Genomic DNA, 14,338 nt, shown 5'->3' on the forward strand with positions numbered 1-14,338 from the left:
GGCAGGAAAAAATGCGTTCGCATTGCAGCGTTGGATGCATCTCCGTGCCTGCCTTGAAAAAATCCCGTCGCGTTCGGTATGCTCCGAATGCGGCGGGTTTTTGTCATGTATGAAATTATCTCCCCCGCACGGCTTTCAGATAAACGTGGCGGCAGAGGAGGGCGGCGACGGCGGCAATCGCCGCACCGACGTAGCCGATGTGGGCGAGGTGACCGCTCTCCGCCGTGAGCCCGCCGAGGTAGGTGCCGCTGCCGATGCCGACGTTGAAGATGCCGGAGTAGATCGCCGTCGCGACGGTTGATGCGTCGCGCGGGGCAGTGGCGAGAACCTCCGCCTGGAACATCGTGTTGTAGAGTGTTGCGAGCAGTCCGAGCACCATCGTGAGCACGATCATCGTGCCGACGGAGATGGATGCCGCCTGCCAGAGGAAGAGCATGATCGCAACGAGGGTGAGACACCAGCGCAGCAGGACGAAGCGGTGCTTTCCATACATACCGGAGAAAACAAGGCTTGCGACGATGCCGCTGACCCCGAGCAGCATGAGCGTCACCGTGATCAGACCGGGCGAGAACGCCGCGACCTTGTGCAGGAACGGCTCGATGTAGCTGTACATCGTGAAGTACCCCGTCGCAAAGAGTGCCGTCATGATGTAAATGCACGCAAGCGCAGGCTGACGGACGAGCGACGGCAGCTCGCCGATGGTGAACCCCGCTTCCGGCGAGCGTTTCGGCAGGAGAACCGCGAGATAGACGAACGCGATGGCGGCGACCAGCGCGAGCAGCAGGAACGTCATGCGCCAGCCCGCGGCGAGACCGATCACGCGCCCGAGCGGGAGCCCGACGATCGTTGCGACGGAGCTGCCCGTCACGATCATGCTGAGTGCCATCGGGCGATGCTCGCGCGTCACGAGGCGCGTCGCAAGAGGTGCGGCAATCGACCAGAAAATCGAGTGTGCGCAGGCGACGATGATGCGCGCGCCGAGCAGCATATCATAGCTCGTCGCGAGCCCTGCGACGAGCTGTCCGAGGCCAAAGAGCGCGACCATCAGCAGCAGAAGCCGCTTCAGCTCCATGCGGCAGGTCAGCAGCATGAGCGGCAGCGAGAGCAGAGCCACCACCCACGCGTAGATCGTAATCATCTGGCCCGTCGCCGCCTCCGTCATGGAGAACGACTCCGAGATGTCGATGAGCAGCGCGATCGGTATGAATTCGGACGTGTTAAAGATAAATGCCGATATTGTGATGCCGAACAGCATCATATATTGGCGCGCCGGAATTCTCACAGCAAAGCCCCCTGTGCAGATACTTTTTCTCCATTATAAAGAAAGAGAAGGGGGGAATGCAAGAGAAAAGTATCGTTGGAACATTCATTTTATGGCGTGCGTGTTATGCCGCCTCCTGTTCCTCCATCTCGTCCGGCTCGCTGAGGAACGGCGGCGCGGCATTCATGAGGTTCACAATGCGGTCGGGGAGCCTGTACTGGATGCCGCCGCCCGTACGTCCGAACCACGGGGCGATCGTTCCCTTCTGCACATTGTCAATCGCACGCTCGACGAGGTAAACGTGGAAGTCGCCCTCGCGCGTCGTGCTCGGGAGCGCCCGCTGCTCGAACGTCATCCCGTCGGGCGAGACATAGCGTCCGTTGGGGTTGCCGTAGCGCGTCAGCACATCGCCCGCAGGGAGCGTGACCGTTACAATCACGCCGACCGCGCCGTCGTTGCTCGGGTAGATCGGGCGGCCGTCATCCGCGTAAAACCGCGCCTCACCCTTCTTGCCCGGGGTATAGGCGACACCCTGCTCCGCCGCCAGCTCCGCGATGAACGCATCCGTCGGCGGGGCGAAGTTGTAGTACATCTGCCAGTAGCGCGGCTCGGTCTGTGGCTCCTGCGCCGCAGCGGCGGGCGTGCCAATGGCGAGCGATTCATCTTGTACACTCGGCGTACCGAGCAGGGCACTCAGCGCGAAGAGTGCGGCGGCAATCAGGCGCATGGGAGAGAGGGTCTGCATGGAAATCGCTCCTTTCATCATATCTGAATTGTTTGATAACACTATCATATAATGAAATACGAAAAAAGGCAACGAAAAAAGAGCCGTATATGCGGCTCCTGTCGAATTTGTTCCGTCTCAGCGCGAACGCCTTGCCGCCTCCTCCTGCGCACTGCGCAGACAGCTCTCGAAGTAGCGCGCGAGATTTTGCTCCAACGCAGCGACCTCTGTTTCGTTCAATGAGGAGCCGGGGTTGTCCGCGAGCGTCGCCGCCCAGTCGTTTTTGCCCTTCAGTGTGAAAAACGCGACCAAGACCGCCCGCGTCCGATCCGTCTCGCCCGGGGGCAGGTAGTAGAACGTGATCTTGCGCCCGTACAGCGCGGAGAGAACCGTGCCGTCCCCGTTGGGACGGTACAGCGCGTGGAGTGCCTTGCAGACCGCCGCCAGATCCGCGCCCCGTGCGCCGTCCGTGACGAAGATAAAGTCCCCCTCGTCAAAGAGCGAGACCTCCCGATCGCGGTGTTTGCGCTTTACCCCCGCATGGATCAGTGCCTCCGCCTCTGCGGTGGTCGCGGCGCGAAAGCCGTATTCCTCCGCTGTGCGTCCGATTTCTGCGTTCAGATGCGCGGCATAGCCCGTCGCGTACTGAAAGGACGCATTCGTGTCCCGCTCCGCACCGGGGCGCGGGAGCGTCGGGCGGCGGACGACGGCGTTGCACGCGAAGCTGAACTCATTTGCCGTATCGTGCAGGACATAGATGCGCCGCTCGAACGGCTTTTCCTTTTCGACCTGCGTTTCCTCCCAAACGAGATGCGGTGCACAGGAGGAAAACTCCTCCTCCACCATCCCGATCACATCGTCCGGCGTATATGGCTCACTGTTTTCTGTCGCGAGCGTGGATGTGCAGCCCGTGAGGAGGGCGCAGAGGAGGGCGAGGATGCCCCATGGACGCATGGATGAACACCTGCTTTCGCAATTTCCTTACAAAAAGAGCCGCCCGTTCGGACGGCTCTGCACTTTCTATGGAGCGGGCGATGGGAGTCGAACCCACCTCTAAAGCTTGGGAAGCTTTCATTCTACCGATGAACTACGCCCGCAGATACGCTACTGAGTATAGCGCGAAATGGGGCACGATGTCAAGAACACATCTGCTTTATCATCGAAAGTTAATCTTTTGGTGATGCGGGCGGCTCTGTGCGGCGTTCCTTCTCAAGATAGACAAGCAGGACGGAGATGTCGGCGGGGGATACCCCGCTGATGCGGGATGCCTGTCCGATGGAGTGCGGGCGGATGGCGGCGAGTTTTTCCGCCGCTTCGATGCGCAGGCTTTTGATGGCACTGTAGTCCAGCCCCTCAGGGATGCGGCGGCTCTCAAGACGCTCCATGCGTGCGATCTGTTCGCGCTGTTTTTTGATATATCCGTCGTAACGCGCCATGATCTCGACTTCCTCTTTGACATCTGCCGCAAGAGGCGGGAGGTCAAAGAGCGGGGCGAGTGCGTCATAGCTCCCCTCGCGGGAAAGGAGGGCGAGGAGTGTCATCGGGACGCGCAGGGGCGCAAATCCTGCCGCTGCAAGACGTGCCTCGGTCTCGGCACTGGGGCTGAGTTTTGTGTGCTCCAACAGGCGCAAGGTCTCCTCGATGGCATCCCTCTTCGCCGTAAAACGCGCCCACCGCGCATCGCTGACCAGCCCCACGGCGCGTCCAATCGGGGTGAGGCGCAGGTCGGCGTTGTCCTGCCGGAGGATGAGGCGGTACTCGGCACGGCTCGTCATCATGCGGTACGGTTCGTCCGTACCCTTGGTCACGAGGTCGTCGATGAGAACGCCGATGTAGCCGTCGCTGCGGCGCAGGATCAGCGGCTCCGCCCCTGTGATTTCGCATACGGCATTGATGCCTGCGATCAGTCCCTGTGCCGCTGCCTCCTCGTAGCCGCTCGTGCCGTTCGCCTGTCCCGCCGAGTAAAGCCCCGCGACACGTTTTACGGCAAGGGACGGCGTGAGTTGCAGCGGATCCAAACAATCGTATTCGATAGCATATCCCGGGCGCATAATGCGTGCGTGCTCAAGTCCCGCGATGGTGGTGAGAAACGCCTCCTGCACATCCGTCGGCAGACTGGTGGACATCCCCTGTACATAAATTTCGTTCGTATGCAGTCCCTCGGGTTCGAGGAAGAGCTGGTGGCGATCCTTGTCCGGGAAGCGTGCGATCTTCGTTTCGACGGACGGGCAGTAGCGCGGCCCGATCCCCTCAATCACGCCGTTTGCCATCGGGGCGCGGTGGAGGTTCGCACGGATGATCGCGTGCGTTCTCTCATTTGTATAGCTGAGGTAGCACGGTGCCTGTTCATCCGGCATCGCATCCGTCAAAAAGGAAAATGCGGGCGCAGCAGGGTCGCCCTCCTGTATGGCAGTTTTGCCAAAGTCAATCGTGCGGCGGTCAACGCGTGCGGGCGTGCCGGTCTTAAAGCGCATGAGCGTGAGACCGAGCATCCGTAGCGCGTCCGAGAGCGCCATCGCGGGGCGCTGCCCGTTCGGACCGCTGTCGTAGATGGTCTCGCCGAGGATGATGCGCCCGCGCAGATACGTCCCCGTGGCGAGGATCACGGCGCGTGCCGTGAGGCGTTCGCCCGTCTCGCAGCGGATGCCCGTGACACGCTTTTTCCCCGCAGTTTCCTCTGTGAGAAGCTCCGTCACAAGCAGCTGGCGTACATCGAGGTTCTCGGTGTTTTCAACCGTCTCCTTCATGATGCGCTGATAGAGGAACTTGTCTGCCTGCATACGGAGGGAATGGACGGCAGGGCCCTTGCCCGTGTTGAGGAGGCGGCGCTGTATGCTCGCGCGGTCGGCGGCAATGCCCATCTCCCCGCCGAGCGCATCGATCTCGCGGACGAGGTGGCTCTTGCCTGGGCCGCCGACGGACGGGTTGCATGGCATCATGGCGATGTTGTCGAGCGAAAGCGTGACGATGAGGGTACGCCGTCCCATGCGTGCCGCCGCAAGCGCCGCTTCGACACCTGCGTGCCCTGCGCCAATGACGATAATATCATAATCTGTAGTACTGTTCACGTAATGATTTCCTTTTGGTTTTATCACATAAATTGTAATGTTTTTGTGTTATTCCTTTACCATAAAGTTTACGGGTACCTCGGCGAGATCCGTCTCCATGCGCCGCCAACGAACGCCCGCAGAGTCAAACATCCGCTTGGAGATCTTCGTCGCCTCGCTCACGGCGTATTTGTCCGAGAGGTAGACAACCTCGCGGATGCCGCTCTGGATGATTGCCTTGCAGCATTCGTTGCACGGGAAGAGCGACACGTAGATACGACAGCCCTTCAGTGACGTACTTGCGTTGAGGATGGCGTTGAGTTCGGCGTGCACAACATAGGGATATTTCTGCTCCGTGAATTCCCCCGTCCGTCCCCACGGGTACTCGCGGTCGTCGCAGCCGTTCGGCATACCGTTGTAGCCGACACCGACGATGTGCTTGTCCTCGTTGACGATGCACGCGCCGACCTGCGTGTGTGGATCCTTGCTGCGGTAGGCGGAGAAGATCGCAACGCCCATGAAGTATTCGTCCCAAGAGATAATCATGCTACTCTCCTTGCACTACATACATTTGTTTGATATAATGAAATAAGGCACTGCCAGTAACGGTAGGCGGCTAATCTTGCCCCTTTCAAATACGAAGGGGGGTGATGGTATGGGTATCTATGAGATGTTTGTGTTTCTCATTCTGCTCATTGCCTTGATCCTCGCGATCAAGTTCTAAACAAGAAAAATCCGCCGCACGCTTCCAACATGTAGGCGGATTATTCCAACTCTGAGGGGCGGCCGCCCATCGGCAGTGCCCTTTTTCTATGCTTATTTTACTTCAATTCGCGCAGTTCGTCAAGGCTTGCACTGCATACACGCGTTTGCTATAATGAGAAAAGGCACTGATAGGCGCAGTGGCAACTCAGCCCCCGAAAGGGGGGATCTGCATGGAGACCTACGAGTTCTTGACGTTTCTCGTTGTGTTTACCGTCTTAGTCTTATCCGTTAAACGATAAATGAGAAAGCCCCGCCTTGCGCTCCAAACTGCAGACGGGGAACTTCTCGCGTGTATAAGGGGCAACCGCTGAGCGGCAGTGCCCTTTTTCTATGCTTATTTTACTTCAATTCGAGCAGTTCGTCAAGGCTTGCACTGCATACATTTGTTTGCTATAATGAGAAAAGGCACTGATAGGCGCAGTGGCAACTCAGCCCCCGAAAGGGGGGATCTGCATGGAGACCTACGAGTTCTTGACGTTTCTCGTTGTGTTCACCATCTTAGTCTTATCCGTTAAACGATAAATGAGAAAGCCCCGCCTTGCGCTCCAAATCGTAGGCGGGGTAATCTCTGCTATAACATTGGGGGCAACCGCTGAGCGGCAGTGCCCTTTTTCTATGCTTATTTTACTTCAATTCGCGCAGTTCGTCAAGGCTTGCACTGCATACATTTGTTTGCTATAATGAGAAAAGGCACTGCTATCAAAAACGGTAGGCGGCTAATCTCGCCCCCGAAAGGGGGAATACACATGGATACCTATGAGTTCCTATCATTTCTCGTAGTATATACCATACTGATTCTGTCAGTAAAAAGATAAATGAGAAAACCCGCCTTGCGTCTCCAAACAATAGGCGGGGATTCTCTCCGGTTATATAGGGGGCGGCCGCCCATCGGCAGTGCCCTTTTTCTATGCTTATTTTACTTCAATTCGCGCAGTTCGTCAAGCATCTGACGCTCTTCCCACCTCTGTTCAAAAATTGAGAAGAAATCTCTGTTAATATAGGATTGACAAAACATGAAATATAAAATAGAATGATGTCAATTTGTATAAAACTATATAGAAAACAGGTGCCCGTGAGGGCTTAATAGGGAATTTGGTACAAGCCAAAGCGGTCCCGCCACTGTGAGGAGGAGCAGAGCTGCATGGGAGAAGTCCCGTCACTGAGGAGCGATCCTTGGGAAGGCGCAGCCGAGCGAGGAATCCGAGCCAGGAGAACTGCCTGTTTTGCGCGACCTGTAAGGAATCGCTGATAAAATGAAGTCTGTCAGATTGGTGTAGATTTTTTGTCTGAACAAGGAGATAAACCGGACGCATAGCCAAAGCTATGTGGAGGATTTGTCGACACAGTGCAGGCAAAAAAGATACGTCAAGATGGCATGGCTGAATTTATCAGTGCTTCCGGTAATCCACGAGCGATGGGGAGGGGAGCCGATACCGTGGCAACGCGGCGGCTTTCTTTGTGTGGGAAGCCTTTTTTTATGCAGTCGGTCAGCAATGCCGGAGGGTGTTGCATGGGATGGAAGGGCTATGCCCGATCAAGGAGGAAATGACGAATATGAAGAAGAGACATCTTACGCTTGCAGTCCTCGCAGGGCTCTTGTCCACGGGGGGGGGGCAGACCTCTGTCTATGCGGGACATGATGAGAATCTGCAGTCCTACACGATTGATAATATCGTGGTCGAGGCGGAGCAGACGATCAACCAGTTCGGCGACACGGTGACAGAGCAGTCCTACTACCGCACGGGCGGCGATGTGAAGGTCATCACGCGCGAGGAGATCGAGAAGCGTCACTACACGGATCTCACCGAGGCGATCAAGCGTATCCCGGGCGTGACGTTCCAGAACCCCGGCTATCGCGGCGGCGAGTACGGGTACCAGACCTATAACAACGGCGTGCTTATCAACGGCGACTCGCGTGTCGTCATCCTCATCGACGGGCGGCGCGTGGACAACCTCACGAGCACCCGCTTTAACAGTCGGAGCACCTCGGGCAGCAAGTCCACAGGGGTCAACCTCGACCAGATGCTCGGCATCGAGAGCGTGGACAAGATCGAGGTCATCAAGGGACCCGGCGCATCCGTCTATGGACCGGACGCGACGGGAGGTGTCATCAACATCATCACGCGCAAGGGCGCAGTCGAGCAGAAGGGGACGCTCGATCTTTCCACAGGCTCGTGGCACAAGCACAACTATGCGCTCACCCTCTCGGGTGCGCTGCAGGACGATCCGACCTTCCACTATTTCGGCACGGTGACAAAGACGATGAGCGGTGATACGGAGTATGTGGACGGCGAGACGGGCAGGACAGGTACGCTCGGCGGCTCGCGTTGGAAGGAAGAGGCGGTCAACATCCGTCTCGACAAGGATCTCGGCAAGGAGCAGAGCATCAAGCTCTGGTACAACTACAAGGCAGGCAAGGATGGCTACCCGATCTCGACGCCGCGTCTCAAATACTGGAATCAGGACGACTGGGAGCGTATTATCTTTGCAGCTGCCGTTGGCAAGCTGAACAGCAGTAATCAATTGGTCGGCGATCCCGCATTCGGTGACGCAGACAACCCGGGTTACGCGAACCTATATGCACTTGATGGCAAGGTATACAACTCGTTCAGTCGGTTTAAGAATAATGACTGGGAGCTGAAGTGGACATTCGACAAGGACAATGGTATGGAGAGTTTTGTTCGCCTCTATTACCAGAATCATCGCTACTCCTCTCGTGATAAATACAGATGGTCACTTAGTGATGACCCCGCCGCAGACTATCAGGCACGCTTTCCGGGCGGTGCGACGGCTGCCGAGCTGAAACAGTGGATTCGTGAAAATCTCGCACCATTCCCGGGCGGCGATCCGGCGAAGGTGCAGGAATGGCTGGAGAAGACCGACGGTACAGCCACAGAGCCGACGGGATGGCAGAAAGAACGTAATCAGGGCGTTCAAGTGCAGTATGCGCGAGCAATCGGCAAGAACGATGTTATTGCGAGCCTAACCTATGATCGTGCTAAGACTGTTGAAAAATACTATAGCCGGCGTACAAGAAAATATGTGGAATCTACAACGAGCCGTAACACGGTGATCGGCTATGTGCAGGACAAGATCCACATCACGCCGAACTGGGACCTGACCCCGGCGCTCCGCTATACTTACTACTCGGATTATGATTACACGGGCAATGCCGGATTCAAGGGAAAAGGAAAATCCCATCTCATCACACCTGTGCTCAATACGGAGTATCTGATCGATGATACGCTCAGCGTATATGGCGGTTGGACACAGATCTATCGTCCCGTGCGGCAGGGAGACTATACGACACTGCACGGCATCTACAAGACGCCGCTCGAAAATGAGCGTGGTGATGTGTGGACGCTTGGCGTACGCAAGGAGTTCTCGCAGCATTCCGCCCTTGCAGTTCATTATGACTGGACGCGGATGTCGAACGCGATTGCATCGTTCCCCATCTGGGATGCGTCGATTCCTGGTTATGACTACACGGCAGTCAATGCCCGCGAGGACAAGACGTCCTTTAACATCACGTTTGACCACGCCTTTGACAAGCACGTCACAATGAGTGCATCCTACTCGCATATGGATGATAAATGGCAGGTCAAGAGCGGCTGGAATGTCGATCCGAGCTGGGGGCTTAACGGCGAGGACGACATCAACACACAGATGAACCGCCTCCGCCCGCAGAACCACTATGCGCTCAACCTTTCCTATGAGAATCAGAAGCTCTATACGGGACTGCTGATGAACTGGTACACGGGGAACAACCTGAGAGCCTTTACGGATCGCCAGTTCCTCGTCCTTGACTGGAACATCAACTACAGCTTTACGCCCGATCTGACGGGATATATCACCGTCAACAACCTCACGAACGAGGCATATCAGACCTCCTATAGCTCCTACAACGGACTTGGCTCCTCCACCATGCCTGCGCGCAGTGTGATGGTCGGCGCTCGCTACACGTTCTAATTGTTCGGAAATGAAAGGACGCAAGACATTCTTCCCAAAGGATGCCTTGCGTCTCTTTCTTGTAGGAGGAAGGATGAAACTTTCATATATATTGCTCATCGTCCTCGCTCTCCTGTGCGCGGCGTGCAGTCCGGTCGTCAAGGTGCATGAGAATGAGCGTCGTCCCGCGATGCCGGCGCAGGCGGATGCGGCGTATACGCCCGTTACGATTGAGAACATCGACGAGAAGGGAGCACCGGTCTCTCAGCTCTACGAGCAGCCGCCGCAGCGCGTCGTCGCCGTCTGGCAGAACTCCATCGAGACGCTTCTCGCGCTCGGTGTGGGGGATCGGATCATTGCGGGGATGGGCGTGCCGAATGTGAAGTACATCCGTCCCGAATACCGCGCGGCATACGAGGCGATTCCCTACACGAGCCTTGAAAATCTGGACGTGGAGACCATTCTCATGATGCAGCCCGATCTCATCGTCGGCTGGTCGTCCACCTTCTCACCGAAGGTGCTGCGGAGTGCGGCATTTTGGCAGGGGCGCGGCGTGCACACCTACATCGCGCCGTCCTCCGCGCGTGCGGTGAGGACCAAGACCATCGCGCAGGAGTATGCGGACATCCAAAGTCTCGGGCGCATCTTCGGGCGGGAGGAACGCGCCGATGCACTCGTGGGCGAGATGGAGCATGAAATCGCGTTTGTCGCGGAAAAGACCGCAGGCATGGAGCAGCGTCCGCGCGCCCTCGTCATCGAGCTCATGGGCAAGGAGATCCGCTCGTACGGGAAGGACACACTCGCGGGCGATATGCTCCGCGCACTCGGTGCGGAACATCTGGCGGCGGACGGGCAGAGCCTCAGTATGGAGGAGCTGATCGAGCTGAATCCCGATGCGCTCTTTCTCATTGTCATCGAGGACGACTATGGGAATGAGGATGCAATCCTCGCACGGCTCTATGAGAACCCTGCGCTGCGCTCGCTCTCCTGTGTGCAGCAGCGCCGCATCTACACCGTGCCGCTCTATGCCGTCTACAGTGCGGGCATTCGCGCCTACGACGGCATAACGATATTCGCACATGGGCTGTATCCTGAGATCTATGGAGAATAATCTATGCAAGCATTCTTTTCGCGTGCGGGGCTCGCACTGCTCTGTATCCTGCTCACCGCACTCCTCATTGTCGCTCTTTTCTGGGCGCTCTCGATCGGGACGGTCGATCTGCCGCCCGCCGTCATTGCCGCCGCCGTCCTCGACCAGATACAGAGCGGTACACCCATCGACATGGCGGGCAAAGGCCCCGTGCATGACATCGTATGGCTGCTGCGTTTGCCGCGCCTCCTGCTCGCCGCCATCATCGGCGCGGGGCTTGCCACCTGCGGTGTCGTCATGCAGGCGATTGTAAAGAACCCGCTCGCCGATCCGTACATCCTCGGCATCTCGGCAGGCGCATCCCTCGGCGCGACCTCCGCTGTCCTCCTCGGCATCGGTGCGGCGTTCGGGGAGAATGCCGTCGGCATCGCTGCATTCCTCGGTGCGTTCGCCGTCTCCGTCGGTGTCCTCTTTATCGCGAACATTGGCGGACGTGCAAACGCGATGAAGCTGCTGCTCGGCGGCATGGCACTCAGTGCCGTGTGCAGCGCATTTTCGAGTTTCATCGTCTATTTTGCCAACGATAAGGAGGGCATTCAGACCATCACCTACTGGATGATGGGCAGTCTGGCGGGGGCGAAATGGGAGCACATGGCGCTCATCGGCGGCATTGTCGCGCTCGCCGTTCTCTTTTTCTGGTCGCAGAGCCGCATCCTCAACCTCATGCTCCTCGGCGATGCGTCCGCAATCACGCTCGGCACGGATCTCCATCCCTATCGGCAGGCGTATCTCATCGTCAGTGCGCTTGTGGTGGGGTTCGCCGTCTTTGCGGCGGGCATGATCGGCTTCGTCGGGCTGGTCGTTCCCCATGTCGTGCGGATGCTCGTCGGCACCGACCACAAGCGGCTCGTACCGGTCTCCGCTCTGGTGGGGGCGATCTTCCTCGTCGTTGCGGACGGGCTGTGCCGCGTCCTCATCCCGCACACGGAGCTGCCCATCGGCATCCTCATTTCACTCGTCGGTGCGCCCGCATTCATCTATCTCATGGTGAAGCGTACCTATGGATTCGGAGGGCAGTGATATGGAGATATTGGCGGAAGCGGTAAAACTCTTCATCGGGGACAAGGAGATTCTGAAGGGGCTGGATTTTCATCTGAAACCGAAGGAATTTCTCGGCATCATCGGCCCGAACGGCAGCGGCAAGAGTATGTTCCTCAAATGTCTTTACCGCGTGCAGAAACCGACGGCGGGCAGCATCACACTGAACGGGCGTGCGCTCGATGAGCTGAGCTATCGGGAGTCTGCGCTGCAGCTCTCCGTGGTGGCGCAGCATAATTTCTACAGCTTCGACTTCAGCGTGATGGAGGTCGTGCTCATGGGGCGCTCCCCGCACAAGCGCCTGCTCGACCGTGATAACGCAGCGGACTACGAGATCGCGCGCCGTGCGCTCCGTACGGTCGGCATGGAGGAGTGTGCGGAGCGCAGCTTCGCCAGTCTCTCGGGCGGCGAGCAGCAGCGCGTCATCCTCGCGCGTGCGCTCACGCAGGAGGCGGAGTGCATGATCCTCGACGAGCCGACGAACCATCTGGACATCAAGTACCAGTTGCAGATCATGGACATTGTAAAGGGACTGGATCTCACCGTCGTCTCTGCGATCCACGACCTCAACATCGCCGCGCTCTACTGCGACCGCCTCATCGCCATCCAAAAGGGGCGTGTCGTGGGGCTCGGTACACCGCATGAGCTGCTCACAGAGGAGTTCATACACGCGCTCTACGAGGTGCGTGCAAAGGTGGAGACCGCAGAGGACGGGCGTATCTATATTCGGTATCTGCCGCAGTACCATTCGGTTTAGGAGAAACGAAAAAGCCCCCGTACGGGGGCTTTTTGTGTGGATCAATATTCCGTTCATTCGCGCCGTTCGTTGGGCGGCGCGTTACTTCTTTTTCTCCTTTGTCCTGCGCGAAACGGTGGTGTAGAGGAAGCTGTCGTCGCTGTACGTGAGCTCGAAGCTGTCGCGATCGAGGTACGCGTCCGCCTCGGTGGCGGACGCGACGTTGCTCGCGCACGAGCACAGGATGGAGTAGACGACGCCGCCGAAGACGATGGCGCACACGAGCGCGATGCCGATTGTTACGAGACCGGAGTCATCGGATCCGCTCTGCTGCGGCGCGGCGAGGGCGACGGATGTGGAGCACAGGAGCAGCAGCGTGAGAAGTGCGCTGAGGCTCTTTTTCTTTTCCGTAAACATATGCAGCGCCTCCTTAGTCGGACAACATGTAGTTCACAAGGAAGTAAAAGACGGGGATGCTGAGGACGGCGGAGACCGCAGAGTAGAGCAGTACCTTTGTCCGGTCGATGGGGACGGAGCCGACGACCTTGCCGGTCTGCCCGTTCATCATAAAGGTGTAGGGGGTTCCCTGATACTTCGTCGTGAGGATCCAGACGGGCACCATCGCATAGCTGACGCTGCCGTCCTCTTTGATGACGGTCGCCTCGCCGTCCAGCGTGCAGCGGTCGTAGCCTGTGACGGTGTCCTCAAGCACGCCGACCGCGCTCTCGTGGACGCGTTTGTCCGCGCGCGGGGCGCTCGCCTCTGCGTCCACGTCGTATTTGTCCGCGAGATGCCCGGTGAAGTAGGCGGCGGAGAAGGGGACGAGTGCGCTGTAGTCGAACGGCTCGATGCTCTCCATGTACTGATCGTCCATGCGCTCGCTGCCGTCCACGGGGATGCGCTCGAATGCCATGGAGCCGTCGCGCTCGCAGCTGTAGTGACGCGTCTCGGTGATGACTTCGTCCGCAGTCTCGTGGACGCTGTCGCTCTCCGCACGGAAGGTCGCGCTCGCGTGTACCTTTGAGTCGAACAGCCAGAAGGGGACGTACATGGACTGGATTTCCTTGAGGCGGTTCTCGGCGGTAAAGGCGTTCGGGAGGATGTATTTCCGCAGCCCCTCGCCGTAGAATGCCTTGAGCGCGGCGATGGCATCCTGCTTGGTCTTTTGGAAGGGGATGACGTAGTCGGGGCACAGCATCCCGCCGAACTTGCTCGGGATCATGTTCGGGCTGCCGCAGTAGGCGCACTCGGTCGCCATCGTGTTGCCGTCGGAGACGAGCTCCGCCCCGCAGGAGGAGCAGGTCTGTACCTTCATCTCCTCCGCCTCGGCGCTGTCCCATTCGCTGCCCGCACCGTCGGTGTTCCACTTCGATTCCTTCGCTTCGGCAGCGAGGGCTGCCTTTTCCTGCGCTTTTTGAAAGAGATTTTCGACGGTCGCGACGTCGAGCTCGGTGTTGCAGTACTCGCAGGTTACGTGGTCGTGCCCCGGCAGGAAGGAGAGGGGCGCGCCGCAGTTGGGGCATTTGTAGCTGACGCTTGTATCTGCCATATCAGGTCACCTCTTTTACGATGATAACAGTGTAATGTGCGTCCTGCGCGAACGTTTACTCCACTAGGGTTCGCTTTGGGACGGCACACCCAATCATACAATATGTTCCTTTGCTTCCCT

At 58.1% G+C, this 14,338-nt stretch carries 11 protein-coding genes, 1 tRNA gene and 1 riboswitch; of the genes, 4 read left to right on the forward strand and 8 right to left on the reverse strand.

The window, feature by feature from the left end:
* Positions 1 to 115 precede the first annotated feature (115 nt).
* The 6 genes from QU667_RS00115 to QU667_RS00140 form a co-directional block, all read right to left on the reverse strand.
* Complete coding sequence (locus QU667_RS00115; RefSeq protein WP_304987325.1) at positions 116 to 1,282, reverse strand: MFS transporter; 1,167 nt, start codon at positions 1,280 to 1,282, stop codon at positions 116 to 118.
* Positions 1,283 to 1,385: 103 nt separating this feature from the next.
* Positions 1,386 to 2,006 carry a TNT domain-containing protein gene (locus QU667_RS00120; protein ID WP_304987326.1) on the reverse strand — a complete coding sequence of 207 codons (621 nt, stop codon included), beginning with the start codon at positions 2,004 to 2,006 and terminating at the stop codon, positions 1,386 to 1,388.
* A gap of 117 nt (positions 2,007 to 2,123) precedes the next feature.
* Positions 2,124 to 2,939: a hypothetical protein gene (locus QU667_RS00125; protein ID WP_304987327.1), complete on the reverse strand. Its 816-nt coding sequence runs from the start codon at positions 2,937 to 2,939 to the stop codon at positions 2,124 to 2,126.
* 69 nt (positions 2,940 to 3,008) lie between these two features.
* Positions 3,009 to 3,082 (reverse strand) — tRNA-Gly (locus QU667_RS00130).
* Positions 3,083 to 3,151: 69 nt separating this feature from the next.
* Complete coding sequence (gene mnmG / locus QU667_RS00135; protein ID WP_304987328.1) at positions 3,152 to 5,053, reverse strand: tRNA uridine-5-carboxymethylaminomethyl(34) synthesis enzyme MnmG; 1,902 nt, start codon at positions 5,051 to 5,053, stop codon at positions 3,152 to 3,154.
* A 48-nt stretch (positions 5,054 to 5,101) separates the two neighbouring features.
* Positions 5,102 to 5,578, reverse strand: a complete 477-nt coding sequence (locus tag QU667_RS00140) for a deoxycytidylate deaminase (RefSeq protein WP_304987329.1) — start codon at positions 5,576 to 5,578, stop codon at positions 5,102 to 5,104.
* A 1,266-nt stretch (positions 5,579 to 6,844) separates the two neighbouring features.
* Positions 6,845 to 7,033: riboswitch (cobalamin riboswitch) on the forward strand.
* A 318-nt stretch (positions 7,034 to 7,351) separates the two neighbouring features.
* Between QU667_RS00140 and QU667_RS00150 the strand changes: the two genes are divergently transcribed.
* The 4 genes from QU667_RS00150 to QU667_RS00165 all read left to right on the forward strand — a co-directional run bounded on the left by QU667_RS00150 (position 7,352) and on the right by QU667_RS00165 (position 12,690).
* Positions 7,352 to 9,766: a TonB-dependent receptor plug domain-containing protein gene (locus QU667_RS00150; protein ID WP_304987330.1), complete on the forward strand. Its 2,415-nt coding sequence runs from the start codon at positions 7,352 to 7,354 to the stop codon at positions 9,764 to 9,766.
* A gap of 73 nt (positions 9,767 to 9,839) precedes the next feature.
* Positions 9,840 to 10,856, forward strand: coding sequence for an ABC transporter substrate-binding protein (locus QU667_RS00155; RefSeq protein WP_304987331.1), 1,017 nt, complete (start codon positions 9,840 to 9,842; stop codon positions 10,854 to 10,856).
* Positions 10,857 to 10,859: 3 nt separating this feature from the next.
* Positions 10,860 to 11,915, forward strand: a complete 1,056-nt coding sequence (locus tag QU667_RS00160; protein ID WP_304987332.1) for a FecCD family ABC transporter permease — start codon at positions 10,860 to 10,862, stop codon at positions 11,913 to 11,915.
* 1 nt (position 11,916) lies between these two features.
* Positions 11,917 to 12,690 carry an ABC transporter ATP-binding protein gene (locus QU667_RS00165; protein WP_304987333.1) on the forward strand — a complete coding sequence of 258 codons (774 nt, stop codon included), beginning with the start codon at positions 11,917 to 11,919 and terminating at the stop codon, positions 12,688 to 12,690.
* An 81-nt stretch (positions 12,691 to 12,771) separates the two neighbouring features.
* On the opposite strand, the gene QU667_RS00170 is transcribed toward QU667_RS00165, so the two are convergent.
* The gene (locus QU667_RS00170; protein WP_304987334.1) at positions 12,772 to 13,086 is read right to left on the reverse strand and encodes a hypothetical protein; all 315 of its coding nucleotides are present in this window, start codon (positions 13,084 to 13,086) and stop codon (positions 12,772 to 12,774) included.
* Positions 13,087 to 13,099: 13 nt separating this feature from the next.
* The gene (locus QU667_RS00175; protein ID WP_304987335.1) at positions 13,100 to 14,218 is read right to left on the reverse strand and encodes a TFIIB-type zinc ribbon-containing protein; all 1,119 of its coding nucleotides are present in this window, start codon (positions 14,216 to 14,218) and stop codon (positions 13,100 to 13,102) included.
* Positions 14,219 to 14,338 lie beyond the last annotated feature (120 nt).

Source organism: Selenomonas dianae, from assembly GCF_030644225.1.
In the GTDB taxonomy this organism is placed as follows: domain Bacteria; phylum Bacillota; class Negativicutes; order Selenomonadales; family Selenomonadaceae; genus Centipeda; species Centipeda dianae.

Coding starts and splice junctions, on each gene's coding strand:
- QU667_RS00120 (WP_304987326.1), bottom strand. CDS start 2,006: ATGCAGACCCTCTCTCCCATGCGCCTGATTGCCGCCGCACTCTTCGCG.
- QU667_RS00125 (WP_304987327.1), bottom strand. CDS start 2,939: ATGCGTCCATGGGGCATCCTCGCCCTCCTCTGCGCCCTCCTCACGGGC.
- QU667_RS00140 (WP_304987329.1), bottom strand. CDS start 5,578: ATGATTATCTCTTGGGACGAATACTTCATGGGCGTTGCGATCTTCTCC.
- QU667_RS00150 (WP_304987330.1), top strand. CDS start 7,352: ATGAAGAAGAGACATCTTACGCTTGCAGTCCTCGCAGGGCTCTTGTCC.
- QU667_RS00155 (WP_304987331.1), top strand. CDS start 9,840: ATGAAACTTTCATATATATTGCTCATCGTCCTCGCTCTCCTGTGCGCG.
- QU667_RS00160 (WP_304987332.1), top strand. CDS start 10,860: ATGCAAGCATTCTTTTCGCGTGCGGGGCTCGCACTGCTCTGTATCCTG.
- QU667_RS00165 (WP_304987333.1), top strand. CDS start 11,917: ATGGAGATATTGGCGGAAGCGGTAAAACTCTTCATCGGGGACAAGGAG.
- QU667_RS00170 (WP_304987334.1), bottom strand. CDS start 13,086: ATGTTTACGGAAAAGAAAAAGAGCCTCAGCGCACTTCTCACGCTGCTG.
- QU667_RS00175 (WP_304987335.1), bottom strand. CDS start 14,218: ATGGCAGATACAAGCGTCAGCTACAAATGCCCCAACTGCGGCGCGCCC.